This window comes from Rhodanobacter humi, from assembly GCF_041107455.1.
Lineage (GTDB): Bacteria > Pseudomonadota > Gammaproteobacteria > Xanthomonadales > Rhodanobacteraceae > Rhodanobacter_A.
Genome location: NZ_JBGBPY010000001.1, coordinates 1,914,187 through 1,939,965, shown reverse-complemented (window position 1 = coordinate 1,939,965; position 25,779 = coordinate 1,914,187). Strand labels below are relative to the sequence as shown.

Here is a 25,779-nt window from a genome sequence, read left to right as displayed (position 1 = left end):
GGAATCGCGGCTGAAGCCGCTCCTACGGTGTTGTTCAAGCATCGGCGGCGTGGTGGCGGTCGTGCCGGCCGAAGATGGTGGCGCCGGTGTCGGCCGAGCCCACCGCGTTGCGCAGGGAGGCGAACAGTTCGCGGCCCATGCCCACGTGGCTGGCGGAAAGATCGGCATGCACCTGCTCGCGCGCCGCCCATTCGGCCGGGTCCACCTTCGCCTCCAGCGTGCCGGCGATGGCGTCGAGCTTGACGAGGTCGCCGTCGCGCAGCTTGCCCAGCGGGCCGGCGTCGACCGCCTCGGGAGTGACGTGGATCGCCGCGGGAATCTTGCCGGAGGCGCCGGACATGCGTCCGTCGGTGACCAGCGCCACGCGGTGCCCGCGCGCCTGCAGCACGCCCAGCGTGGGGGTGAGCTTGTGCAACTCGGGCATGCCGATCGCCTTCGGCCCCTGGAAGCGCACCACGGCGATGAAGTCGCGGTTGAGTTCGCCGCGGTCGAAGGCGGCCTGCACCGCGTTCTGGTCGTGGAAGATCACCGCGGGCGCCTCGATCACCAGGCGGTCGCCCGGCACCGAGGACACCTTGATCACCGCGCGACCGAGGTTGCCCTTGAGCACGCGCAGGCCGCCGTCGGCGCGGAAGGGTGCATCGGCCGGGCGCAGCACGTCGAGGTTGCCGCTCGCCGTGACCGCCTGCCACGCCAGCTCGCCGGACTCGTCCAGCACCGGCAGGCTGCGGTAGGCGTCGAGGCCCTGGCCCCACACCGTGTGCGCGTCGCCGTGCAGCAGGCCGGCGTCGATCAGCGAGCCGATCAGGAACGGCATGCCGCCGGCTTGGTGGAAGTGGTTCACGTCGGCCGATCCATTCGGGTACACGCGCGCCATCAGCGGCACCACGCCGGACAGCGCGTCGAAATCTTCCAGCGTCAGCACGATGCCGGCCGCGTGCGCGATCGCCACCAGGTGCAGCAGATGGTTGGTGGAACCGCCGGTGGCGTGCAGGCCGACCACGCCGTTGACCACGCTGCGCTCGTCGAACATGCGGCCCAGCGGGGTGTGCTGTTCGCCCGGTGCGGCGATCTCGGCGAGGCGGTGCACCGCGGCTTCGGTGAGCGCGTCGCGCAGCGGCGTGTTCGGGTTGACGAAGCTGGAACCCGGCAGGTGCAGGCCCATGATCTCCATCAGCATCTGGTTGGAGTTCGCGGTGCCGTAGAACGTGCAGGTGCCGGGCGAGTGGTACGACGCCGCCTCGGCTTCCAGCAACTCGTCGCGCGTGGCCTTGCCTTCGGCGTAACGCTGGCGCACCGCGGTCTTGGCGTCGTTGGAGATGCCGCTGGGCATCGGCCCGGCCGGCACGAATATGGTGGGCAGGTGGCCGAAGGAGAGCGCACCTATCATCAGGCCCGGCACGATCTTGTCGCAGATGCCCAGCATCAGCGCGCCGTCGAACATGTCGTGCGACAGCGCCACCGCGGTGGCCATCGCGATCACCTCGCGCGAGAACAGGCTCAGCTCCATGCCGGCGCGGCCCTGGGTGACGCCGTCGCACATCGCCGGTACGCCGCCCGCCACCTGGGCGGTGACGCCGGCCTCGCGTGCCACGCGGCGGATCAGCTCGGGATAGCGCTCGTAGGGCTGGTGCGCCGAAAGCATGTCGTTGTACGCGGTGACGATGCCGAGGTTCGGCGCATGGCCGCTGCGCAGCGCCGCCTTGTCGTCGGTGCCGCAGGCGGCGAAGCCGTGCGCGAGGTTGCCGCAGGAAAGCCGCGCGCGATGCGGACCTTCGCGATGCGCAGCGTCGATGCGCGCGAGATAAGCGGTGCGGCTGGCGCGGCTGCGCTCGGCGATGCGGGCGGTGACTTCGGCGAGGATGGGGTGCAGGGTCATGACACGGTTCCGATAATCAACAAACGGAGCGAACAGCGGGCCATGGATGGCCCGCCCGCGGCTCGGGCGCCTTCGCGCCTGAGCCGTCGGAGCCTGCGCCGGGCTGCGCCCGGCACAGGCGAGTCAACAATGGGCAGGAGCCCATTGTTGACATCAGGCACGGCGCTCTTGCTTTGCCGCCATACCTGCGAGAAACATCAAGGACACCAGTACACGGCGAGCGGCACGCGATCCTGCTGCACGACAGCGCGCACCGGATAGTTCTTCGCCTCGGCCAATCCCAGCCGCACGTCCGCCAGCAGGTCGCGCTTCTTCTCGCCGCTCACCAGGAGATACAGCGCGCGGGTAGCGAGCAGCGCGGGCAGGGTGAGCGTGATGCGCGGCTCGCCGGCGCCGGGCGCCTGCATGGTCAGCACCTTCGCCTTGCCCTGCGGGTCCAGCGCCTCGGCGAGGCGGTCGCCGCCGGGGAAGAACGAGGCGGTGTGACCGTCCTCGCCCATGCCCAGCACCACCACGTCGAACGGCGCGGGCAGCGCGGCGATGCGCGCCTCGGCCTCGGCCAGCCCGGCCGCGGGCGTGGCGGCGCCGGTGTACAGCGGCACGAAACGGGCGGCGGCCGCGGAGCCCTGCAGCAAGGTGGTTTCCACCAGCTTCGCGTTGGAGCGCGCGTCGCTGTCCGGCACCCAGCGTTCGTCGACCAGGGTGACGGTGACCTTGGCCCAGTCCAGCGCCTGTTTCGACAACTGCGCGAAGAAATCCTTCGGCGTGCTGCCGCCGGAGACCGCGATCACCGCTGTGCCGCGCTCAGCGATCGCCTCGCGCAGTTGCGCGGCGACGCGCTCGGCCAACGCCGTGGCCTGGGCACTGCAGTTCGTGAAGCTGTGGGTGGTGACGTTCGACATCGCTTACTCGTCTTCGTGCCAGGTGCGGCCGTCGCGCTCGATCAGCGCCACCGCCGCGCTGGGGCCCCAGCTGCCGGAAGCGTAGGGGCGCGGCGGCTCGCCGCCGGCGGCCCACGCGGCGAGGATGGGGTCGGCCCAGCGCCAGGCCGCCTCCACTTCATCGCGGCGCATGAACAAGGTGGGGTTGCCGCGCACCACGTCGAGCAGCAGGCGCTCGTAGGCGTCGGGCTGCGAAACGCCGAACGCCTCGGCGAAGCTCATGTCCAGTGGCACGTGGCGCAGGCGCAGTCCGCCGGGGCCGGGATCCTTGATGGTGAGCCACAGCTTCACGCCCTCGTCCGGCTGCAGGCGCAGCACCAGGCGGTTCTGCGCCAGCGGGCCGGCACTGGTACCGAAGATCGAGTGCGGCACCGGCTTGAACGCCACCACGATCTCGGACACGCGCTCGGGCAGGCGCTTGCCGGTGCGCAGGTAGAACGGCACGCCGGCCCAGCGCCAGTTCTCGATCTCGGCCTTCAGCGCCACGAAGGTCTCGGTATCGGATTTCGCGCCGTTCAGCTCGTCCGGATAGCCCGGCACCGACTGGCCTTCGGCCACGCCGGCGCGGTACTGGCCGCGTACGGTGAGCTGGCTGGCGTTGCTTTCATCGATGCGCTTGAGCGAGCGCAGCACCTTGAGCTTCTCGTCGCGCACCGCGTCGGGCGACAGCGAGGCGGGCGGCTCCATCGCCACCATGCACAGCAGCTGCAGCAGGTGGTTCTGCACCATGTCGCGCAACGCGCCGGCGCGGTCGTAGTAGCCGGCGCGGCGGCCCAGGCCCAGCGTCTCGGCCACGGTGATCTGCACGTGGTCGATGTGGCTGGCGTTCCACAGCGGCTCGAACAGCGCGTTGCCGAAGCGCAGCGCCAGCAGGTTCTGCACCGTTTCCTTGCCGAGATAGTGGTCGATGCGATAGGTCTGCGATTCGGCGAACACCTGGCCCACCGCGTCGTTGATCCGGTTCGCGCTGGCGAGGTCGCGGCCGATCGGCTTTTCCAGCACCACGCGCGAGTGTTCGCCGTTCAGGCCGCACTGGCCGAGCCGGCGGCAGATGTCCTCGAACAGCTCGGGCGAGGTGGAGAGGTAGAACACGCGGATGTGTTCGGGCTGCTCGCCGATCAGCGCGGCGAACGCGTCCCAGCCCTCGTCCTTGCGTGCGTCCAGTGGGCGGTAGCCGACCAGCTGCAGGAAGGCGTCGAGCTTGGCGGGGTCGGCGCCGTTGCCGGCCAGCGACTCGCGCAGCTGGCCGCGGTAGCCGGCGTCGTCCAGCGGCTCGCGGGCCACGCCGAGGATGCGGCTGCCGGCCGGGATCTGGCCGTCGGCATGGCGGTGGAACAGCGCGGGCAGCAGCTTGCGCAGGGCGAGATCGCCGGTGCCGCCGAAGATCACCAGGTCGAAGGCGTCGACCTTCTGGAAAGTAGCCGTCACGCAAGCACCTCGAAGCGGGAGGGTGGCTGGCCGTGGGGGTGGCCGGCCCGTCTGCCAACGATAGTACCAGTGGAATACCAGGACAAGAACTTGTCTGCATACGAATTCATTCATGCAGACAATCCGGCGAAAACACGGCCTTTGCATTGGTTTCAACTGAAACGGACGTCCAGACGACTTGCGGCCAATGGTTTGCTATTGGTATCTTCTCGGGATGGAAACCGCCCTGGCCCGCGAATACCGTCGCATCTGCCGCGACCCGACCAGCCACCAGCCGCTGGCCTACCTGCGGCTGCGCCGCGCGATCCGCAACGTGGTCGAGCACCGCGACATCGAGCCGGGCCAGGCGCTGCCCAGCGAGCGCGACCTGTCGCAGGCGCTGAAGCTGTCGCGGGTCACCGTGCGCAAGGCGATCGCCGGCCTGGTCGAGGAAGGCCTGCTCACCCAGCGCCATGGCGCCGGCACTTTCATCGCCGAGCGCATCGTCAAGCCGATGTCGCGGCTGTCCAGCTTCACCGAGGACCTGCGCGACCGCGGCCTGCACCCGCGCTCGGAGTTCTTCGAGCGCAGCGTGGGCGAGGTGACGCCGGAGGAGGCGATGGCGATGAACCTGTCGCCCGGCTCGCTGGTGGCGCGCCTGCACCGCGTGCGCTACGGCCAGGACGAGCCGCTGGCGATCGAGCGCAGCGTGGTGCCGGCCAGCGTGCTGCCCGACCCGATGGTGGTGCGCGACTCGCTGTACGAGGTGTTGGAGACACTGGGCTGCCGCCCGAAGCGCGCGCTGCAGCGCCTGCGCGCGGTGTCGCTGGGCGCGCAGCACGCGCGCCTGCTGCACGTGGCCGCCGGCAGCGCCGGGCTCAACATCGAGCGGCGCAGCTTCCTCGACGACGGCCGCGTGGTCGAGTTCACCTGCTCCTGGTACCGCGGCGACATCTACGACTTCGTCGCCGAGCTGCACGCCGATTGATTCCCCGTTGCGCGCCGCGCGACGCTTCCCCCCGACACGAGAAACCCATGCACGCCAGCGACACCTTGATGTTCCGCGAAGCGCACGAATCCGCCGACGTGGTGGCGCGCCAGTTCGCCGCCAACGAGAAGGTGGTGGGCGAACTCGCCGCTGCGCTGCGCGCGCAGCCGCCGCGCTTCATCGTCACCTGTGCGCGCGGCAGCTCCGATCACGCCGCCGCCTACGCGAAGTACGTGTTCGAGACCCAGCTCGGCATCGTCACCGCCTCGGCCTCGCCCTCGGTCACCTCGGTGTACGCGGCGCCGCAGCAGTGGGAAGGCGCGTTGTTCATCGCGATCTCGCAGTCCGGCAAGAGCCCCGACCTGGTGCGCAACGCGCAGGCCGCGAAGGTCGCCGGTGCGCGCGTGGTGGCGATGGTCAACGTGGAGGACTCGCCGCTGGCCGCGCTCGCCGACACCGTGATTCCGCTGCACGCGGGCCCGGAGCGCAGCGTCGCCGCCACCAAGAGCTACGTCGCCGCGCTGGCCGCGATCCTGCACCTGTGCGCGCGCTGGCACGGCGACGCCAAGCTCGCGGCCGCGCTAGCCGCGCTGCCCGATGCGTTGCGCGCGGGCTGGGACGCGGACTGGTCGGCGCTGGTCGACGGCCTCGCCGAGGCGCACAACCTGTTCGTGGTGGGGCGCGGCTTCGGTTTCGCGGCCGCGCTGGAGGCGGCGCTGAAGTTCAAGGAAACCTGCGGCCTGCATGCGGAGGCGTTCAGCGCCGCCGAGGTGAAGCACGGCCCGATGGCCCTGGTCGGCCCGCATTTCCCGGTGCTGTGCTTCGCCCAGGACGACGACACGCTGGAGAGTACGCTGGCGGTGGCGCGCGAATTCCGAGGCCGCGGCGCGAACGTGCTGGTGGCCGCACCGGGCCGGAGCGGCGACGGCTTCCTGCCGCTCGCCGCCGGCCTGCCCGCGCTGTGCACGCCGCTGCTGACGATCCAGAGTTTCTATCGCGCCGCCAGCGCGCTGGCGCTGCGCCGCGGCTACAACCCCGACGTGCCGCCGCACCTCAACAAGGTCACCGAAACCGTCTGATCTCCCGTAGGAGCGGCTTCAGCCGCGACCTCTCCACGGGGAATCGCGGCTGAAGCCGCTCCTACCGATTGCTTTCCATCGAGCTTTTGCCATGACCACCGCCCTCACGAACGCCCGCGTCCTCACCGCCCACGGCTGGCGCGACGATCTCGCCGTGCTGGTCGAGGGCGAGCGCATCGCCGCGCTGCTGCCGAACGATCACCCGCAAGTGCGCGCCGCGCAGGTGCAGGATCTGGCTGGCGCGCTGCTGGTGCCGGGCTTCATTGACGTGCAGGTGAACGGCGGCGGCGGCGCATTGTTCAACGCCGCGCCCACGGTGGCGACGATACGCACGATCGGCGCCGCGCACCGCAAATTCGGCACCACCGGCTTCCTGCCCACGCTCATCAGCGACAGCACGGACGTGATGCGCGCCGCGCTGGCGGCGGTGGCGCAGGCCTTCGACGAAGGCGTACCGGGCCTGCTCGGCGTGCATCTGGAAGGCCCGTACCTCGCGCCCGAGCGCAAGGGCGTGCACGATCCGAAGTGGTTCCACGTACCGGGCGAGGAGGAACTCGAGCTGCTGTGCGCGCCGCATCGCGGCGTGCGGCTGGTGACGCTGGCGCCCGAGCGCGTGCCGCACGCCAGCATCGCGCGGCTCGCCGCCGCCGGCGTGCTGGTCAACGCGGGCCACACCGCCGCCGACCACGCCACCATCCGCGCCGCGCTGGCCGCGGGCGTGCGCGGCTTCACCCATCTGTTCAACGCGATGACGCCGCTGGGCAGCCGCGAGCCCGGCGTGGTGGGCGCGGCGCTGGACGACGCCGGCAGCTGGTGCGGCATCATCGTCGACGGCCACCACGTGCACCCGACCAGCCTGCGCAACGCGATCGCCGCCAAGCCGCGCGGCAAGACCCTGCTGGTCACCGACGCGATGCCGCCGGTGGGCGCGGATTCGACCGAGTACGTGCTCAACGGCGAAACCATCGTGGTGAAGGACGGCATCTGCCAGACCGCGAACGGCGTGCTCGCCGGCTCCGCGCTGGACATGGCCACCGCCGTGCGCAACAGCGTGGCGATGCTCGGCCTGCCGCTGGACGAGGCGGTGCGCATGGCCAGCACGTATCCTGCCGATTTTCTCGGCCTGGGCAGCAGTCACGGCCGCATCGCGGTGGGTTGTCGCGCCGATCTCGTGGCGATGGACGCTGGCTGCCGCGTGCAACAGAGCTGGATCGGCGGCAAGTCCTCGTAAGCCAGTCATCGCAAGCGTGCGCCCTGCGCGCGAAGGTTCCGACGAGGCCGAGCTGACCGAGATCTACAACACCGAACGTCAGTTGCTTTACGTGGCTTGCACGCGTGCCCGAGACCAGTTGCATGTCTCGGCGGCGCGACCTGAATCCGAGTTCTTGCAGGATTTGAAGCCGTGAAGCGGAGGTCGGCGTGCAGTGCTCATTGATGCCCGGCAAATCCGGAAACGGTACGCCAACCCTCGATTTTGGTTAGACTGCGCCCCGTTCAGGTGTCCCGACGCCATTGGCCGAAGGGATGAAACGGGAAGCCGGTGCGTGGCGCATGCCACCAGTCCGGCGCTGCCCCCGCAACGGTAGGCGAGTACACGCGCGGCCATCCGCCACTGTGTCGAGGACACGGGAAGGCGCCACGCGGGACGGTGCAGGCACCGTCCGCTCGCAAGCCCGGAGACCGGCCCGGACATGACTGCTGGCTCGCGGTGGGCGAGGCCGGACAGACGCGTCCGGCCTCGCCGTGCCTGCCTGTTCCCGCCTTCCCTCACCGTTCGCCGGCCCATTGAACGCAATGTGCCGCGCGGTGTGCACGGCCGAGGAACGAGACGTGAAGAAGACCCTGCTGGCCGCGGCGCTGCTGTGCTGCCTCCCCGCCGCCTACGCCGCCGACCAGAACGACGCCAGCGCGCTGGCGCCGGTGGTCGTGACCGCCACCCGCACGCCGATCACCGCCGACGATGCGCTGTCCTCGGTCAGCGTGATCACCCGCGCCGACATCGAGCGCCTGCAGCCGCTGTCGGTGGCGGACCTGCTCACCGGCCTGCCGGGCATCAGCTTCGCGCAGAGCGGCGGCCTCGGCCAGCTCTCCACGCTGTTCCTGCGCGGCACCAATTCCACCCACACCCTGGTGCTGGTCGACGGCATCCGCGTCGGTTCGGCCACCGCCGGCTTCGCCCGGCTGGAGCAGATCCCGGTGGAGCAGATCGAGCGCATCGAGATCGTGCGCGGCCCGCGCTCCAGCCTGTACGGCTCCGACGCGATCGGCGGCGTGATCCAGATCTTCACCCGCCACGGCCAGCCGAACGGCGGCACCGCGCCTTCGTTCAGCACCACGGTCGGCAGTCATGGCCTCGCCGGTGCGACCGTCGGGCTGTCCGGCGGCGACGCGCACGCCTGGTACAACGCGAGCCTCGGCGGCCAGTACACCTCGGGCTTCCCCGCCTGCCGCATGGGCGCGGCGGAGGCCTTTGCCGGCTGCTTCGCGGACGATCCGCGCAACGACGCCTTCCGCGACTGGAACGGCGCCTTCAACGCCGGCTACCGCTGGGACAACGGCACCGAGCTGGCCGGCGACTGGCTGCGCAGCAAGAGCTTCGTGGAGTACGCGGGCAGCCCGTTCGGCAGCAACCGCGCGGTCGACGAGCAGCGTGTGGCCGGTGCACGGCTGAGCTTCTCGCCGCTGGAGGCGTGGAAAGTCACGTTGACCGCGGGGCAGAGCAAAGACCTGTCCACCACGTATTACCAGGGCACGTACTTCGGCACGTACTACCCGCTGCAGCAGACCGGCTATGCCGATTCGCGCCGCAACCAGGCATCGTGGCAGAACGATCTCGCGCTGGCCGCGAACCAGCTGCTGACCGTGGGCGTGGACTGGCAGCAGGAGCATGTGGACAGCAACACCGCCTACCTCGCCACCCACCGCACTGACACCGGCGGCTTCGCCCAGTACCAGGGCACGTTCGGCCGCAACGAGTTGCAGGCCTCGGTGCGCCGCGACCACAACAGCCAGTTCGGCAACCACGACACCGGCGCGCTGGCCTGGGGCTACGCGTTCGACCACGGCCTGCGCCTCAGCGCCAGCTACGGCACCGCGTTCCATGCGCCCACCTTCAACGATCTGTACTTCCCACCGTTCTTCGGCACGCCGTCGGCCAATCCGCAGCTGCGGCCGGAGACCTCGCACAGCACCGAGCTGGGCCTGCAGCAGCAGCTGGACGCCTGGCACTGGGCGGTGAATGCCTACGAGACGCGCATCAACCAGATGATCGTGCTCGACCCGGCGCAGAACTACGTGCCGTTCAACCTGAGCCGCGCGCGCATCCGCGGCGTGGAAGGCCAGCTCGGCACCACGCTGGCCGGCTGGCAGCTGCAGGGCTACCTCACGCTGCAGCAACCGAAGAACGACGACGGCGGCGCCGCCAGCGGCAACGTGCTGCCGCGCCGCCCCGAACGCACCGCGCGCATCGACCTCGACCGCCGCTTCGGCGCGTTCGGCGTGGGCGGCACCTGGTATGCAGCCGGCCGCAGCTACGACGACGTGGCGAACCTGCATCCGCTGGGCGGCTACAGCACGCTGGCGCTGCGCGCGAGCTGGCAGTTCGCGCCGGACTGGCAGGTCGAGGGCCGCCTCGCCAACGCGTTCGACCGTCGCTACGAGACGGTCTGGTACTACAACCAGCCCGGCCGCACCTGGTCGCTGACGCTGCGCTACAGCCCTGCCGCGCGCTGAGCGCGGGACAGTGAACGCGATGGGCCACGGAAGGCCGGTCGTCGCAGGAAGCACGCGCCCCTGTCGCGCGTGCTGACACGGTGGCATCGGAGCATGCCGACTGCGTCGTGCAGGGACGGGGGAGGAGGCGCGAACAAGGATGTTCACCCCTGTCTTTCGACAGGGGCCGCCTTCAGGCACATACGCCGCGGCGGCGGGCGGCGCATAAAAGGTGCATGACCGCGAACGCGCCCATGCAGCCCCCCGCCGTGCGCGTTCGCCCGCTATGCTGGCGCGCCACGGAGGACACGTGAACATTTTCGCGCCCATGATTCGCCGACCCATCGGCACCGTGCTGCTGGCTTTCGGGCTGGCGCTGGCCGGCACGTGGTCGTACCTGTTGCTGGGCGTGGCGGCATTCCCGTCGATGGAATTCCCGTTCATGGGCGTGAACGCGCAGCTGCCCGGCGCCAGCGCGCAGGTGATGGCCACCTCCGTGGTGGCGCCGCTGGAGCGGCACCTGGGACGCATTCCGGGCGTGCAGCACATCAGTTCGACCGCCACCGAGGGCGGCGCGCAGATCGGCCTGCAGCTCGACTTCGGCCGCAATCCGGACCAAGTCGCGCACGACGTGCAGGCGGCGATCAATGCGGCGATCCCGGATCTGCCCAACGACATGCCCAGCCCGCCAAGCTACTTCAAGGCGAACAGCACGCAGATCCCGATCCTGCTGGTGGCGCTGACCTCGAGCAGCCTGCCGCCGGACAAGCTCTACGACCTCACCGACACGGTGCTCAAGCCCGCGGTGGCGCAGATCCCCGGCGTGGCGCAGGTGGATGTGGGCGGCGGCACGCCGCACGCGGTGCGAGTGGCGCTGAATACCGCGGCGCTGGCGCATGTCGGGATCACCTCCAACGACGTGGCGAACGCGCTGCGCGCGGCCAACGTCACCTCGCCGCAGGGGGTGATCGGCAACGGTGCCACCCAGCTCACGGTGACCGCGAACGACGCGCTGCACGACACGCAGGATTTCGCCGACCTGGTGATCGCCAGCCGCAAGGGCGTGCCGATCCGGCTGTCCGACGTCGCCACGATCAGCAGCGGCCAGCAGAACCAGTACACCGCGGCCTGGTTCAACCAGCACCGCGCGGTGGTGCTGCGCATCACCAAGCGCGCCGATGCGAACGCCGTGGCCACGGTGGACGCGATCCGCGCGCGCCTGCCCGAGCTGCGCGGCCTGCTGCCTGCCGACGTCAAGATCACGCCGATCTTCGACCTCACGCCGACCACGATGTCGGCGCTGCACGAGGTGGAAGTGGCGCTGCTGATGGGCATCGTGATGGTGGCGCTGGTGATGCTGGTGTTCCTGCGTCGCGCGCGGCCCACCGTGATCGCGATGTTCAGCATCCCGCTGTCGCTGGCCGGTGCGCTGGTGGTGATGTGGATGCTGGGCTTCACGCTCAACATCTTCTCGCTGGTGGCGCTGGTGCTCTGCGTTGGCTTCGTGGTGGACGACGCGATCGTGGTGATCGAGAACATCGTGCGCCACATGGAGCAGGGCAAGCCGGCGCTGCAGGCGGCGCTGACCGGCGTGCGCGAGATCGGCTTCACGGTGATCTCGATCACGCTGTCGCTGATCGCCGTGTTCGGGCCGATGGTGTTCGGCAACAACACATTCACGATGCTGATGCGCGAGTTCTCGGTGACGCTGATCGCGACCATCGTGATCTCGGCGCTGGTCTCGCTGACGCTCACGCCGGCGCTGTGCGGCAGCTGGCTGGCGCACGACGACATGGTGGCCGTGCGCACGCCGGGGCGGCTGGAACGCTGGGCCGAACGCTTCGACCGCTGGATGTTGCGCGTCTACGAGCGCGGGCTGGACTGGGCGATGCACCACCGCCGGCTGATGCGCTGGCAGCCGCCGATCCTGCTGGTGCTCACCGTGCTGCTGGCGGTGCTGGTGGGCATGACCGCGGGCGGCGGCCTGATGCCGAAGGAGGACACCGGGTTGATCCGCGCGCACATCACCGCCGACGCGAACATCTCGCCGACCCTGATGATGAAGCGCACGCGGGAGATCGTGGACCGGATCCATGCCGATCCGGCGGTGCTCGACGTGACCGCCTTCTACGGCAGCGGCAACAACGGTGCGAGCAGCAACGAATCGCGCATGTTCATCGATCTGAAGCCGCTCGGTGACCAGCCGGGCGAGCGCCGCGACGGCGCGCAGCAGGTGGTGGACCGGCTGAACAAGCAGTTCAAGCCGCTGGCCGACCTCGACGTGACGCTGACCACGGTGCAGTTCATCAACATGGGCGGCGGCGGCCAGGGCCAGGGCCAGTACAGCTTCAACCTGGTCAGCACCAGCGGCGCATCGCTGCAGCAGCCCACGCTGCGGCTGGCCAAGGTGATGCGCGGCATGTCGCAGTTCCGCGACATCACCACCAGCTTCGACAGCATCGGCAAGCAGCAGATGCTGGAAGTCGACCGCGCCGCGGCCGCGCGGCTGCAGCTGAGCATGGGCGCGATCGACGACGCGCTGAACAAGTCGTTCGGGCAGACGCCGGTGTCGACGATCTACTCGGACATCAACCAGTACTACGTGGTGCTCACCTCCGACCGCGCCGATGCGCTGAGCCCCGACACCCTGCTCAACACCTACGTGCGCAGCGCGCAGGGCAAGATGATTCCGCTGTCGGCGGTGGCGCGCATCCGGCCGCACATCGCGCCGATCAGCATCGACCATTACGACCAGGTGGAGTCGTCCTCGATCAGCTACAACCTCGCCAAGGATGTGACCCAGGCCGAAGGACTGCAGCGGGTGAGCCAGGCGATCTTCGCCGCGCACCTGCCGGACGGCGTGCAGAAGCAGTACACCGGCGAGAACCAGGATCTGCTCGACGCGCTGAGCAATGCGCTGCTGCTGTTGCTCGCGGTGATCGGCGCGATGTACGTGGTGCTGGGCATCCTGTACGAGAGCCTGATCCACCCGCTGACGATCATCTCCACCCTGCCCGCCGCCGGCATGGGCGCGTTCCTGGCGATGCTGCTCACGCATACCCAGCTCACCGTGATGAGCGTGATCGCGGTGCTGATGCTGATCGGCATCGTGAAGAAGAACGCGATCCTGATGGTGGATTTCGCCCTGGTGGCCGAACGTGAGCACGGCATGGATCCGCCCGCGGCGATCCGCGAGGCGGCGCTGGTGCGCTTTCGCCCGATCACCATGACCACCCTGGTCGCGATGGGCGCGGCCTTGCCGCTGGCGGTGGGTTTCGGCGCGGGTTCGGAGATGCGCCAGCCGCTGGGCATCGCGATCCTGGGCGGCCTGTTCGTGTCGCAGCTGCTGACCCTGCTCTCGACGCCGGCGATCTACCTGTGGCAGCACGACCGCCGCGAGCGCAAGGCGAAGCGCAAGCTGCTGCGTGAGGAGGTCCGCCGCCAGCGCCAACTGGGGCGGCAGATACCGGCGCTGCCGAAGTAGGAGCGGCTTCAGCCGCGATTCCGTCACCATGAAGCGGTCGCGGCTGAAGCCGCTCCTACGCGGCCGCTTCCCCGACAGAATCAAGTCCAGTCGTCGCCGGGACGGCATGGTCGCGAGAACGGACCGGCCACGCTTTCCACCCAACGGACCCATCCCGCGTACCGCCCCTGCCTTTCGACAGGGGTACGCCTTCAGGCACATACGCCGCGGCGCCGGGTCGGGCATAAAGAGCGCCTGATCGGGAACTGTTCCATGCCGCCGTCGGTCGCGTGCGTGCTCCCGCTATGCTGAGAGCCTGTTCAATGTCTCCACGTAGCTCGCGTTGCCCTCGCATGGCCGTCAGGTGGTGGTGTGTGGCGCAGCGCCTGGCTGGCTGGCAGGTCAAGCCGCGCGCCGCCGCTTGGCGGCCATGCGAGGGCAACCCTTCGGGCCGGGTCTGTTTGCCCGCATCCCTGCGTCATCACTCGGTCGTGGACGGACGTCCACTTCCTCGTTCTTCCTTGGCCTGCGCGCAAACAGCTCCCGGCGCGAGTCACGCGGAGACATTGAACAGGCTCTTACGCGCCACGGAGGACACGTGAACATCTTCGCCCCCATGATCCGCCGGCCCGTCGGCACCGCGCTGCTGGCGATCGGCCTTGCGATCGCCGGCTTCTGCGCCTACCTGCTGCTGGGCGTGGCGGCGCTGCCGTCGATCGAGTTTCCCGGCGTGGGCGTGCAGGCGACGGTGCCCGGCGCCAGCGCGCAGGTGATGGCGAATACCGTGCTGTCGCCGCTGGAGCGGCACCTGGGGCGCATTCCCGGCGTCAGGATGATGTTCGGCAATGCCAGCGAAGGTTCGGCGCAGATCCAGATCATGTTCGACATGAGCCGCAGCGCGGACCAGGCGGCACGCGACGTGCAGCAGGCGATCAATGCCGCGCAGCCGGACCTGCCCACCGGCATGCTGCCGCCGCAGTACTTCAAGTTCGACACCTCGCAGATCCCCATCCTGCTGGTCACGCTGACCTCGACCAGCCTGCCGCCGGACAAGCTCTACGACCTCACCGACACCTTGCTGAAGCCGGCGGTGGCGCAGATCCCCGGCGTGGCCCAAGTGGGGGTGGGCGGCGGCACGCCGCATGCGGTGCGGGTGGCGCTGAACAGCGCCGCGCTGGCGCATGCCGGGATCACCGCGAACGACGTGGCGAACGCGCTGCGTGCGGCCAACGTCACCTCGCCGCAGGGCGCGATCGGCAACGGCAGCACCCAGATGACGGTGACCGCGAACGACGCCCTGCACACCGTGCAGGATTTCGCGGGCCTGGTGATCGCCAGTCACAACGGCGTGCCGATCCGGCTCAGCGACGTGGCCACGATCACCGGCGGCCAGGAGGACAAGTACGCCGCGGCCTGGTTCAACGGCCAGCGCGCCGTGCTGATGCAGATCAACAAGCGGGCGGATGCGAATTCGGTGGCCACCGTGCAGGCGATCCTTGCCCGCCTCCCCGAGCTGCGCGGCCTGCTGCCGGCGGACGTGCAGATCCACCCGGTGTTCGACCTCACCGGCACCACCAAGTCGGCGCTGCACGAGGTGGAAGTGGCGCTCATGATGGGCGTGGTGATGGTGGCGCTGGTGATGCTGGTGTTCCTGCGCCGCGTGCGACCCACGGTGATCGCGATGTTCAGCATCCCGCTGTCGCTGGCCGGCGCGTTCGTGCTGATGTGGGCGATGGGCTTCACGCTCAACATCCTGTCGCTGGTGGCGCTGGTGCTGTGCGTGGGCTTCGTGGTGGACGACGCGATCGTGGTGATCGAGAACATCGTGCGCCACATGGAGCGGGGCACGCCGGCATTGCAGGCTGCGCTGACCGGCGTGCGCGAGATCGGCTTCACGGTGGTCTCGATCACCCTGTCGCTGATCGCGGTGTTCGGGCCGATGGTGTTCGGCAACAACATGTTCACCCTGCTGATGCGCGAGTTCTCGGTGACCCTGATCGCGACCATCGTGATCTCGGCGCTGGTTTCGCTGACGCTCACGCCGGCGCTGTGCGGCAGCTGGCTGGCGCACGACGACGTGGCGGCCGCGCGCACGCCGGGCCGGCTGGAGCGCTGGGCCGAACGTTTCGACCGCTGGATGCTGCGGATCTACGAGCGCGGGCTGGACTGGGCGATGCACCACCGCCGGCTGATGCGCTGGCAGCCGCCGATCCTGCTGGTGCTGACGATCGCGCTGGCGGTGCTGGTGGGCATGACCGCCGGCGGCGGCCTGATGCCGAAGGAGGACATCGGCCTGCTGCAGGCGCAGCTCAGCGCGGACGCGAACATCTCGCCCACCCTGATGGCCAGGCGCACCCAGGACGTGACGGCGGCGATCCAGGCCGACAAGGACGTGCTCGACATCACCACCATCCTCGGCGGCAACAACAACGCCGGCGCGGTCGGCAACCATTCGACCCTGTTCATCGACCTGAAGCCGCGCGGCGACAAGCCCGGCGACCGCAGCGACACCGCGCAGCAGGTCGTCGAGCGCCTGACCAAACAGTTCAAGGACCTGCCCGACCTGACGGTGTCGCTGACCCCGGTGCAGTTCCTCGGCGGCGGCGGGGGCGGCAGCAGCGGCGGGCCGATGTTCTCGTTCCAGCTCACCAGCACCAGCGGCACGTCGCTGCAGCAACCCACGCTGGACGTGGCGCGGGTGATGCGCGGCATGAAGCAGTTCCGCGACGTCACCACCAGCTTCGACAGCATCGGCAAGCAGCAGATGCTGGAAGTCGACCGCGCCGCGGCCGCGCGGCTGCACCTGGGCATGAGCCAGGTCGACGACGCGTTGAACGACGCGTTCGGCCAGACGCCGGTGTCGGTGATCTACTCGGACATCAACCAGTACCAGGTGATCCTTACCTCGAACAAGGCCGACACGCTGAGCCCGGACGCCCTGCTCAACACCTACGTGCGCAACACGCAGGGCAAGATGATTCCGCTCGCGGCGGTGGCGCGCATCCGGCCGCACATCGCGCCGATCTCCATCCAGCACTTCGACCAGATCGAGTCCTCGGCGGTCAGCTACAACCTCGCCAAGGGCGTGAGCCAGATCGAGGCCTTGAAGCTGGTGAACCAGGCGATCTACGCCGCGCACCTGCCGGACGGCGTGCAGAAGAAGTACACCGGCCAGAACAAGGACATGCTCGATGCGCTCACCAACTCGCTGCTGCTGCTGCTCGCGGTGATCGGCGCGATGTATGTGGTGCTGGGCATCCTGTACGAGAGCCTGATCCATCCGTTGACCATCATCTCCACCCTGCCCGCCGCCGGCATGGGCGCGTTCCTGGCGATGCTGCTCACGCATACCCAGCTCACCGTGATGAGCGTGATCGCGGTGCTGATGCTGATCGGCATCGTGAAGAAGAACGCGATCCTGATGGTGGATTTCGCCCTGGTCGCCGAGCGCGAGCACGGCATGGATCCGCCCGCGGCGATCCGCGAGGCGGCGCTGGTGCGCTTCCGCCCGATCACCATGACCACCCTGGTGGCGATGGGCGCGGCGTTGCCGCTGGCGATCGGCTTCGGCGTGGGCTCGGAGATGCGCCAGCCGCTGGGTATCGCGATCCTGGGCGGACTGTTCGTGTCGCAGCTGCTGACCCTGCTCTCGACGCCGGCGATCTACCTGTGGCAGCACGACCGCCGCGAGCGGAAGGCGAAGCGCAAGCTGCTGCGCGAGGAGATCCGCCGCCAGCGCGTGCTGGCGCAGCAGATGCCGGCGCTGCCGAAATAGGCTGGGCCGGGCCGGGGCCCGCTTGCGGCAGCGGCGCTGCCGTTCGACCCCTGTCTTCCGGCAGGGGCCGCCTTCAGGCACATACGCCGACACGCGAAGCCGAGCATAAAGAGCGCATGATCGGGAACCGTTCCATGTCGCTGGCGGTCGCGTATGTACTCTCGGCACGCATGCGTGCCACGGAGGCCGCGTGAACGTCTTCGCCCCCATGATTCGCCGGCCCGTCGGCACCACCTTGCTGGCCATCGGGCTGGCGCTGGCCGGCGCCTGGGCTTATCTGCTGCTGGGCGTGGCGGCGTTGCCGTCGCTGGATTTTCCGGGCGTCTACGTGGTGGCCAACCAGCCGGGCGCCAGTGCGCAAACCATGGCCAACACGGTGCTGGCGCCGCTGGAACGCCATCTGGGCCAGATTCCCGGCATCGACGACATGTACGGCAATGCCACCGAGGGCGCCGCATCGGTGAGTGTGCGCTTCAACTTCTCGCGCACCGCGGACAGCGCGGCACGCGACGTGCAGGCGGCGCTCAACGCGGCCGCGATCGACCTGCCGCCGGGCATGCCGTCGCCGCCGCAGTTCTTCAAGTTCGACACCTCGCAGATCCCGATCGTGTTCATCACGTTGACCTCGACCGGATTGCCCCGGGACGGGCTGTACGACCTCGCCGATACGCTGCTCAAGCCGGCGGTGGCGCAAATCGACGGCGTGGCGCAGGTGCAGGTGTTCGGCGGCACGCCGCATGCGGTACGGATCGAACTGGACAACAACGCGCTGGCGGCGAAGGGACTCACCTCGAACGATGTCGCCAACGCGCTGCGTGCGGCCAATGTCACCTCGCCGCAGGGCACGCTGAGCGACGGCCGTACGCAAATGACGGTGACTGCCAACGACGGCCTGCGCCAGCCGGCCGATTTCGCCCACTTGCTGATCGCGGTGAGGAATGGCGTTCCGGTACGCCTGTCCGACGTGGCCCGGGTCTACGGCGGCGAGCAGGACGAATACCAGGCGGCATGGTTCAACGACCAGCATACGGTGGGCCTGCAGATCACCAAGCGGCCGGAAGCCAATGCGGTGGCGACGGTGGAGGCGATCCGCGCCCGGTTGCCGCAGCTGCGCGCGTCGCTGCCCTCCAACATCACCCTCACGCCGGTGTTCGACCTGACCCAGACCACCAAGTCGGCGCTGCACGAGGTGAAGGTGGCGCTGCTGATCTCGATCGCGATGGTGGTGCTGGTAATGCTGGTGTTCCTGCGCCGGCTGCGCCCGACCCTGATCGCCACCCTGAGCGTGCCGTTGTCGCTGGCCGGTGCGTTCGTGGTGATGTGGGCGCTCGGCTACACGCTCAACACCTTGTCGCTGGTGGCGCTGGTGCTGTGCATCGGTTTCGTGGTGGACGATGCGATCGTGGTGATCGAGAACATCGTGCGCCACATGGAGCACGGCATGTCGCCGATGCAGGCGGCGCTGACCGGCGTGGGCGAGATCGGTTTCACGGTGATCTCGATCACGCTGTCGCTGGTGGCGGTGTTCGCGCCGCTGCTGCTCGGCAACAACATGCTGATCATGCTGCTGCGCGAGTTCTCGGTGACGCTGACCGCGGCGGTGGTGATCTCGGCGCTGGTCTCGCTCACGCTCACCCCGGCACTGTGCGCCCACCTGCTCAAGCACGAGCCGGTGGACCGGAAACCGCCGGGCCGCCTCGAGCGCGCGGTGGAACGCTTCGACCGCGGCATGCTGCGCGTCTACGAACGCGCACTGGACTGGGCGATGCGGCATCGGCGGATCATGCGCTGGCAGCCGTTGATCTTGCTGGTCCTTACCGGCCTGCTCGGCGTTGCGGTGGTGAAGACCGCCGGCGGCACCTTCATGCCGGAAGAGGACACCGGGCAGCTGCAGGTGGACATCAGCGCCGATGCCAACATCTCGCCGGAACAGCTGGCCGAGCGCACCAGGGCGGTGATGAAGATCATGCTGGCAGACCCGGCCGTGCTGGATCAGCTGACCATGCTCGGCGGCAATGACGCCGGCGGCGCGGTGGGCAATTCGGCGCAGATGTTCGTCGACCTGAAGCCACGCGGCAGCGGCCCGGGCGAACGGCCGGAGAACATCAAGAAGGTCATCGAGCGTCTGTCGAAGCAGTACGACAAGCTGGCCGACGTGAAGGTCTCGGTCAGTGCCTCGCAGTTCCTCGGCGGGGGCGGCAGCGGCGACAAGGGCGGCCAATACGAATTCCAGCTGATCGACAGCAACGGGGGCGACCTGCAGCCGTCGGCACTGAAGATGGTGCGGCGGATGCGCACGATGAAGGAATTCCGCGACGTCAGCAGCAACTTCGACCAGGTCGGCAAGCAACAGCTGCTCATGGTCGATCGCCAGGCAGCCAGCCGCCTGCAGGTCAGCATGGGTGACGTGGACACGGCGCTGTACAACTCGTTCGGCCAGCACCAGGTCTCGACGATCTATTCGGACATCAACCAGTACGCCGTGGTGCTCACCGCCGGCACGGCGGAGAGCGTCAGCCCGGAAGGACTGTTGAACCTGCGCGTGCGCAACAACCAGGGACGGATGATCCCGCTGTCCGCACTGGCGCACGTCGCACCCAACAGCAGCCCGCTGCGCATCCGCCATCACAACCAGCTGGAAGTGGCCACGATCACCTACAACCTCGCCAAGGATGTGCCGCAGGACACCGGCATCAGGCTGGTCGGGCAGGCGGCCTACGCGGCCGGGCTGCCAGCCGGCGTCCGGGTCGATTTCACCGGCCGCAACCAGCGCCTGCAGCAGGCCCAGTCCAACGGCATGGTGCTGCTGATCGGCTCGATCATCGCGATGTACATCGTGCTCGGCATCCTCTACGAGAGCCTCGGCCATCCGCTGACCATCCTGTCCACCCTGCCGGCCGCCGGTGCCGGCGCCTTCCTCGCCATGCTGGTGACGCAGACGCAGCTCTCGCTGATGGCGATCATCGCGATCCTGATGCTGATCGGCATCGTGAAGAAGAACGCGATCCTGATGGTCGACTTCGCGCTGGTGGCGGAGAGAACACGCGGCGTGCCCGCGCCCGAGGCGATCCGCGAGGCCGCGCTGGTGCGTTTCCGCCCGATCACCATGACCACCCTGGTGGCGATGGGTGCGGCGCTGCCGCTGGCGATCGGTTTCGGCATCGGTTCGGAAATGCGCCAGCCGCTCGGCATCGCGATCGTCGGTGGCCTGATGGTGTCGCAGCTGCTGACCCTGCTGAGCACGCCGGCGATCTACCTGTGGCAGCACGACCGCCGCGAGCGCAAGGCGAAACGCAAGCTGCTGCGCGAGGAGCGCCGCCGCCGGAAGCTGGTGACCAAGCAGATGCCGGCCTTGCCGGGGTAGGAGCGGCTTCAGCCGCGACTGGCGGTGAAGAATCGCGGCTGAAGCCGCTCCTACGGCCGCTCCTACGGCCGTTCCTGCGCCATTCCTGCGATCCGGCAAACACGGAGCGCCCGCAGGGCGCGGTCGCGGGCACGGTTCAGCCCGGCTTGCTATGGTTCGGGCTTCCTGCCGAACGGACCCAAGCCCATGCGCCTGCGCCCGGCCGCCTTGCTGGCCAGCCTCACCTTTTGCGTCGCCACGCTGTCGCCGCCGCCCGTCGCAGCGGCGGACGCCCTCAGCATCCCGGCTATCCAGTACCGCGAGCGCACGCTGCCGAACGGCCTGCAGGTGCTCAGCGTGGAGGACCACGCCAGCCCCAACGTGGCGGTGCAGATGTGGTACCACGTGGGTTCCAGGGACGATCCGCAGGGCCGCTCGGGCTTCGCGCACCTGTTCGAACACCTGATGTTCAAGAGCACGAAGCACATGCACGCCGAACAGTTCGACCGGCTCACCGAGGACGTGGGCGGCGCCAACAACGCCTCCACCGGCGACGACATCACGAACTACTACGAGGTCGTGCCCAGCAACCACCTGCAGACCCTGCTGTGGGCCGAGGCCGAACGGCTGTCCAACCTCAACGTGGACGAGGCGAACTTCACCTCCGAGCGCGCCGTGGTGGAGGAGGAATACCGCCAGAGCGTGCTGGCCCAGCCCTACGGCAAGCTGTTCAACGCGATCGACGAATACTCGTACAAGGTGCACCCGTACAAGCGGCCCACGATCGGCAGCATCCCCGACCTGGAGGCCGCCTCGCTCAAGGACGTGATCGCGTTCCATGACACTTACTACCGCCCCGACAACGCCACCCTGATCGTGGCCGGCGATTTCGATCCGAAGCAGCTGGACGCCTGGGTCGACCGGTACTTCGGCTGGATTCCGAAGCCCGCCACGCCCATCCCGCAGGTGGACGCGAAAGAGCCGAAGCGCAAGAAGGACGCGCGCTACACCGTGACCAGCGAGACCGCGCCGCTGCCCGCGGTGGCAGTGACCTGGCTGATCCCGTCCGCGCATGACGGCAAGGACCTGATCCCGCTGCAGGTGGCCGCCGCGCTGCTGGCGCAGGGCGATTCCTCGCGGCTGTACCAGTCGCTGGTCTACCGCCACCAGGTGGCGCAGCAGGTCGGCGCTGATGCCGACGGCCGGGTCGGGCCGGGGCTGTTCACCGTCTACGCGATCCTCGCCAGCGGGCACACCACGATGGAGGCGGAGAAGCTGCTGCACGAGGAAATCGTGTGGCTCGCCACCCAGACTATCCCCGCGGCCGAGCTGGACAAGGTGAAGACCCAGTTGCTGACCAGCGAGCTGAAGCAGCGCCAGACCGCGCAGGGCATCGCCTTCGCGCTGGGTCAGGCCACGCTCACCGAGGGCAGCCCCGCGCGCGTCAACAGCGACCTCGGCGCGCTGCAGCAGGTCACCGAACAGGACGTGCACCGCGTGCTGCGCGACTACGTCACCGGTGCCCACAGCGTCACCATCGACTACATGCCAGAGTCCAGGGCCGGCAAGCCGGGAGACGCGAAATGATCCGTCGCCATCGTTCCCGCGGTTTGCTGCGTTCGGCCGTCTTTACGGCCATCCTGTGCGCTGTGGCCGGCGGCGCATTTGCCGCCGATGCCGGCGCCAGCTTTCCCGCCACGCCGCCCGCGCCCGGTCCCGCGCCGCAGCTCAGCGTGCCCGTGCCGACCGCGCAGACCTTGCCGAACGGCCTGGTCGTGGTCAGCGTGCGTCGTGCCGGGCTGCCGCTGGTCACCGCGCAGCTGGTGTTGCGCAGCGGCGGCGAGATGGACCCGGCCAACGAGGCCGGCCTCGCCGACCTCACCGCGAACCTGCTGACCAAGGGCGCCGGCGGCAAGAGCGCGCCGCAGATCGCCGCCGCCGCCGAGGCGCTGGGCGGTTCGCTGCAGGCCGCCGCGGGCTGGGACGAGAGCGCGGTGGGCATCACCGTCACCACGCCGAAATTGCCCAAGGCGCTGGACCTGCTGGCCACCGTGGTGCGCCATCCCGACTTCGCGCCGGACGAGCTGAAGCGTGCGCAGGCGCAGGCGGCGGACGACTTGCGTCTCGCGCTGAGCCGGCCGATCGCGCTGGCCTCGCTGGCCGCCGGCCGCGCGGTGTTCGGCGATGGCGCCTACGGCCATTCGCGCACCGGCACGCCGGCCTCGATCGCGCGCATCACCCGCGCCGATGTCGAACGCCTGCACACGGAGTTGTACCGGCCCGACAACGCGATCCTGGTGTTGGCCGGCGACATCACGCCGGCGCAGGCGGCGCAGTTGGCGCAGGCCAGCTTCGGCGACTGGCGGAAACCCGCCACGCCGCTGTCGGCGAAGCCGAAGGGCAGCACCGACAGCAAGCTGCCCGCGCTGCTGCTGATCGACCAGCACGGCGCCGGCCAGGCCGGCGTGGTCGCCGCGCATGCCGCGCCGCCGCGCAAGGACGCCGGCTACTACACCGGCGTGGTCGCCAACGCGGTGCTGGGCGGTTCCTACTCGGCGCGGCTCAACGAGGAGATCCGCATCAAGCGCGGACTGTCCTACGGCGCCAGCAGCCGGCTGCAGCCGATGGCCGACGCCGGCCTGTGGCTGGCCGCGGCGCAGACCAAGAACCCCTCCGCGCCGCAGGTGGTGGAACTGATGCGGCAGCAGTTCGCGGCACTCGGCGACGGCCGGGTGCCCGTGGCGGAACTGGCTGCGCGCAAGGCCACGCTGGTCGGCGGCTACGGCCGCAGCCTGGAGACCACCGCCGGCCTCGCCGAGCAGGTCGCCGAGCTCGCGGTCTACGGCCTGCCGCTGGCCGACATCGGCCAGTACATCGCCAAGGTGCAGGCGGTCACGCCGAAACAGATCGAGGCCTATGCGCGCAAGCACCTCGATGCGAAGCACATCCGCGTGGTGGTGGTGGGCGACGCCGCCCAGTTCGCGCCGGCGCTGCGCAAGGCTGATCCGAAGGCCGCGCTGCTGGAGGCCGGCCAGCTGGACCTGGACAGCCCCAGCCTGCAGCCGGCGGCCCCCGTCCGACCCTGAGCGGTTCTTTGGCTCGTCATTCCGGCTTTCGCCGGGATGACGAACCTCAAGTTCAGGCGCATCCGGTGATGGATGGCCACCCGTTTGATCCAAGCGACGAAGGCTGATCGCAAGGTCTTGGCGGGTCATGCACGGGTGCCGCCGCATAGTTGCCGCTGGCGAAACGCTGTGTTTCCGGTCGTCGCACGCACCGGTCGAGCACGGTTCACTTACAATACCGGGCGGTATAGTTCATGAATTAGATCCCCTGTCCCCGCAGGTATTTCGTCATGTCCCACCGTCCGCGTTTCCTTCGCCCCCTCGCGGCGACCGCCCTGGCGCTCGCCGCCCTGCCGGCCGCTGCCGCCCATATCGAACTGCAGGCCGGCCGCAGCTACATGGACAACCGTGCCGCCAACGCCGTGTTCGTCGAAAGTGTGTTCGCCGCCCACCCGCTCGGCGACACCGGCATCCGCTGGGCACCCGATCTCTCGCTGGGCTGGATCAACGGTCGCGATATCGAGCGTTACCGCCATGCCCGCTACGGCACCAGCGACGACATCTGGCTGGCCGCCGGCGGCGTGCGCCTCAGCGCGGGCGACTCCGGCGACTGGTACAGCCATTTCTTCTACGGCTTCCAGGTCGCGCTGCACAGCGGCCGCACGCAGGCGCTCAGCAGCGCCTACGAATTCGTCAACACGGTGGGCTGGCAGTGGCGCCACCTCAGCTTCCAGGTCCGCCACATCTCCAACGGCAAGCTGCACGAGCCGAACCGCGGCGAGACGATGGCCCTGGTGGGCGTGGGCTTCGATCTCTAGGCGACCCATGTCGGGGTGCGTCCGGTGGGCAGCCCGTTGACACGCGAATAAGAACAATTATCATTCGCCAATCATCCGACTGGCGCACCCCGCCCTGCACCCATGAAAAACCCGTTCCTGCCGCTGGCCCTGCTGACGGGCATCGCGCTGCCTTGCATGGCGTCTGGCGCCATGCCCGAGTACGCCCTGGTCATTCGCAACCACGCCTACCAGCCCGCCACGCTGCAGGTGCCGGCGAACACCAAGTTCAAGCTGCTGGTGCGCAACGAGGACGCCACGCCGTCCGAGTTCGAGAGCAACGACTTCAACCGCGAACAGATCGTGCTGCCGGGCACCACGACGACCGTATACGTGGGTCCGCTGGACAAGGGCCGCTACAGTTTCTTCGACGATTTCCACCGTGCCACCGGCAACGGCGTGCTGGTCGCGCAGTGAAGCGCTGAGATGCTCGGCATCGCACTGCTGGTGTTTCGCGAGGTGCTGGAAGCGGCGCTGATCGTGAGCATCGTGGCCGCCGCTACACGCGGCGTGCCGCGGCGCGGGCGGTACATCGGCGGTGGCATTGCGCTGGGCGCGGCCGGCGCGACGCTCGTGGCTGCCTGCGCCGGCGCGATCGAGCAGGCGGTGGGCGGCGCCGGGCAGGAATTGTTCAACGCCGGCGTGCTGCTGGCGGCGGTGCTGATGATCGGCTGGCACGTGGTGTGGATGTCCAGCCATGGCCGCGAACTCGCCCGCGAGATGCAATCGGTGGGGCACGCCGTCAAGGCCGGTTCCAGCTCGCTGGCCATGCTGCTCGCGGTGGTGGCGCTGGCGGTGTTGCGCGAGGGCTCGGAGGTGGTGCTGTTCCTGTACGGCATGGCGGCCGGCGGCGCGGGCACGGGCGACCTCGTGGCCGGCGTGCCGTTGGGCGTGGTCGGCGGCGCCGCGGTGGGCTACGCGCTGTACTTCGGCTTGCTGCGCATCCCGCTGCGCCATTTCTTCAGCGCGACGAACGGCATGCTGGTGCTGCTCGCCGCCGGGCTGGCCTCCACCGCCACGCGCTTCCTGATGCAGGCGGACTGGCTGCCGGCGCTGGGCACACAGCTGTGGAACAGCTCGGCCGTACTCAGCAACGGCTCGGTGCTGGGCCAGGCGCTGCACATCCTGGTCGGCTACGACGCGCGTCCCAGCGGCATCCAGCTCGTGTTTTATCTGTCCACGGTGCTGCTGCTCGTCACCGGCATGCGGCTGGCGCCGCGCTTCGCGGCCCAACGCCCGCATCCGCCGCCCGACGCGGCGTCCCGCCAGGCGTCCTGAATCCCCACGAAGTG

General features: G+C 69.2%; 15 protein-coding genes and 1 riboswitch. Of the genes, 12 read left to right on the top strand and 3 right to left on the bottom strand.

Features of this window, described 5'->3' with window-relative positions; translation table 11 throughout:
* Positions 1 to 34: 34 nt before the first annotated feature.
* From edd to zwf, 3 genes are all read right to left on the bottom strand, one after another.
* Entirely contained in the window at positions 35 to 1,879 is a 1,845-nt protein-coding gene (gene edd / locus AB7878_RS08545; RefSeq protein WP_369493954.1) for a phosphogluconate dehydratase, read from the bottom strand.
* Positions 1,880 to 2,076: 197 nt separating this feature from the next.
* Complete coding sequence (pgl, locus tag AB7878_RS08540) at positions 2,077 to 2,781, bottom strand: 6-phosphogluconolactonase (RefSeq protein ID WP_369493953.1); 705 nt, start codon at positions 2,779 to 2,781, stop codon at positions 2,077 to 2,079.
* A gap of 3 nt (positions 2,782 to 2,784) precedes the next feature.
* Complete coding sequence (gene zwf / locus AB7878_RS08535) at positions 2,785 to 4,248, bottom strand: glucose-6-phosphate dehydrogenase (RefSeq protein WP_369493952.1); 1,464 nt, start codon at positions 4,246 to 4,248, stop codon at positions 2,785 to 2,787.
* A 214-nt stretch (positions 4,249 to 4,462) separates the two neighbouring features.
* Between zwf and AB7878_RS08530 the strand changes: the two genes are divergently transcribed.
* The 12 genes from AB7878_RS08530 to AB7878_RS08475 all read left to right on the top strand — a co-directional run bounded on the left by AB7878_RS08530 (position 4,463) and on the right by AB7878_RS08475 (position 25,765).
* On the top strand, positions 4,463 to 5,215 hold the full coding sequence (locus AB7878_RS08530) for a GntR family transcriptional regulator (RefSeq protein WP_369493951.1): 753 nt from the start codon (positions 4,463 to 4,465) through the stop codon (positions 5,213 to 5,215).
* Between the two features lie 47 nt (positions 5,216 to 5,262).
* Positions 5,263 to 6,294: an SIS domain-containing protein gene (locus tag AB7878_RS08525; RefSeq protein WP_369493950.1), complete on the top strand. Its 1,032-nt coding sequence runs from the start codon at positions 5,263 to 5,265 to the stop codon at positions 6,292 to 6,294.
* 91 nt (positions 6,295 to 6,385) lie between these two features.
* A complete protein-coding gene (gene nagA / locus AB7878_RS08520; RefSeq protein ID WP_369493949.1) occupies positions 6,386 to 7,525 on the top strand; it encodes an N-acetylglucosamine-6-phosphate deacetylase in 1,140 nt (379 codons plus the stop codon).
* Positions 7,526 to 7,773: 248 nt separating this feature from the next.
* Positions 7,774 to 7,997: riboswitch (cobalamin riboswitch) on the top strand.
* 127 nt (positions 7,998 to 8,124) lie between these two features.
* The gene (gene btuB / locus AB7878_RS08515; protein ID WP_369493948.1) at positions 8,125 to 10,026 is read left to right on the top strand and encodes a TonB-dependent vitamin B12 receptor; all 1,902 of its coding nucleotides are present in this window, start codon (positions 8,125 to 8,127) and stop codon (positions 10,024 to 10,026) included.
* Positions 10,027 to 10,315: 289 nt separating this feature from the next.
* Positions 10,316 to 13,489, top strand: coding sequence for an efflux RND transporter permease subunit (locus AB7878_RS08510; protein WP_369493947.1), 3,174 nt, complete (start codon positions 10,316 to 10,318; stop codon positions 13,487 to 13,489).
* Positions 13,490 to 14,066: 577 nt separating this feature from the next.
* Positions 14,067 to 17,243, top strand: coding sequence for an efflux RND transporter permease subunit (locus AB7878_RS08505; protein ID WP_369493946.1), 3,177 nt, complete (start codon positions 14,067 to 14,069; stop codon positions 17,241 to 17,243).
* Positions 17,244 to 17,433: 190 nt separating this feature from the next.
* Positions 17,434 to 20,607, top strand: coding sequence for an efflux RND transporter permease subunit (locus AB7878_RS08500; RefSeq protein WP_369493945.1), 3,174 nt, complete (start codon positions 17,434 to 17,436; stop codon positions 20,605 to 20,607).
* Between the two features lie 186 nt (positions 20,608 to 20,793).
* Complete coding sequence (locus AB7878_RS08495; RefSeq protein WP_369493944.1) at positions 20,794 to 22,173, top strand: M16 family metallopeptidase; 1,380 nt, start codon at positions 20,794 to 20,796, stop codon at positions 22,171 to 22,173.
* On the top strand, positions 22,170 to 23,672 hold the full coding sequence (locus AB7878_RS08490; RefSeq protein WP_369493943.1) for a M16 family metallopeptidase: 1,503 nt from the start codon (positions 22,170 to 22,172) through the stop codon (positions 23,670 to 23,672). The genes AB7878_RS08495 and AB7878_RS08490 overlap by 4 nt, the downstream gene beginning before the upstream one ends.
* 269 nt (positions 23,673 to 23,941) lie before the next feature.
* The gene (locus AB7878_RS08485) at positions 23,942 to 24,469 is read left to right on the top strand and encodes an acyloxyacyl hydrolase (protein ID WP_369493942.1); all 528 of its coding nucleotides are present in this window, start codon (positions 23,942 to 23,944) and stop codon (positions 24,467 to 24,469) included.
* Positions 24,470 to 24,571: 102 nt separating this feature from the next.
* Positions 24,572 to 24,904 (top strand): cupredoxin domain-containing protein, encoded by a 333-nt coding sequence (locus AB7878_RS08480; protein WP_369493941.1) that lies wholly within the window; start codon positions 24,572 to 24,574, stop codon positions 24,902 to 24,904.
* Positions 24,905 to 24,913: 9 nt separating this feature from the next.
* Positions 24,914 to 25,765, top strand: coding sequence for an FTR1 family iron permease (locus AB7878_RS08475; protein ID WP_369493940.1), 852 nt, complete (start codon positions 24,914 to 24,916; stop codon positions 25,763 to 25,765).
* Positions 25,766 to 25,779: the final 14 nt, after the last annotated feature.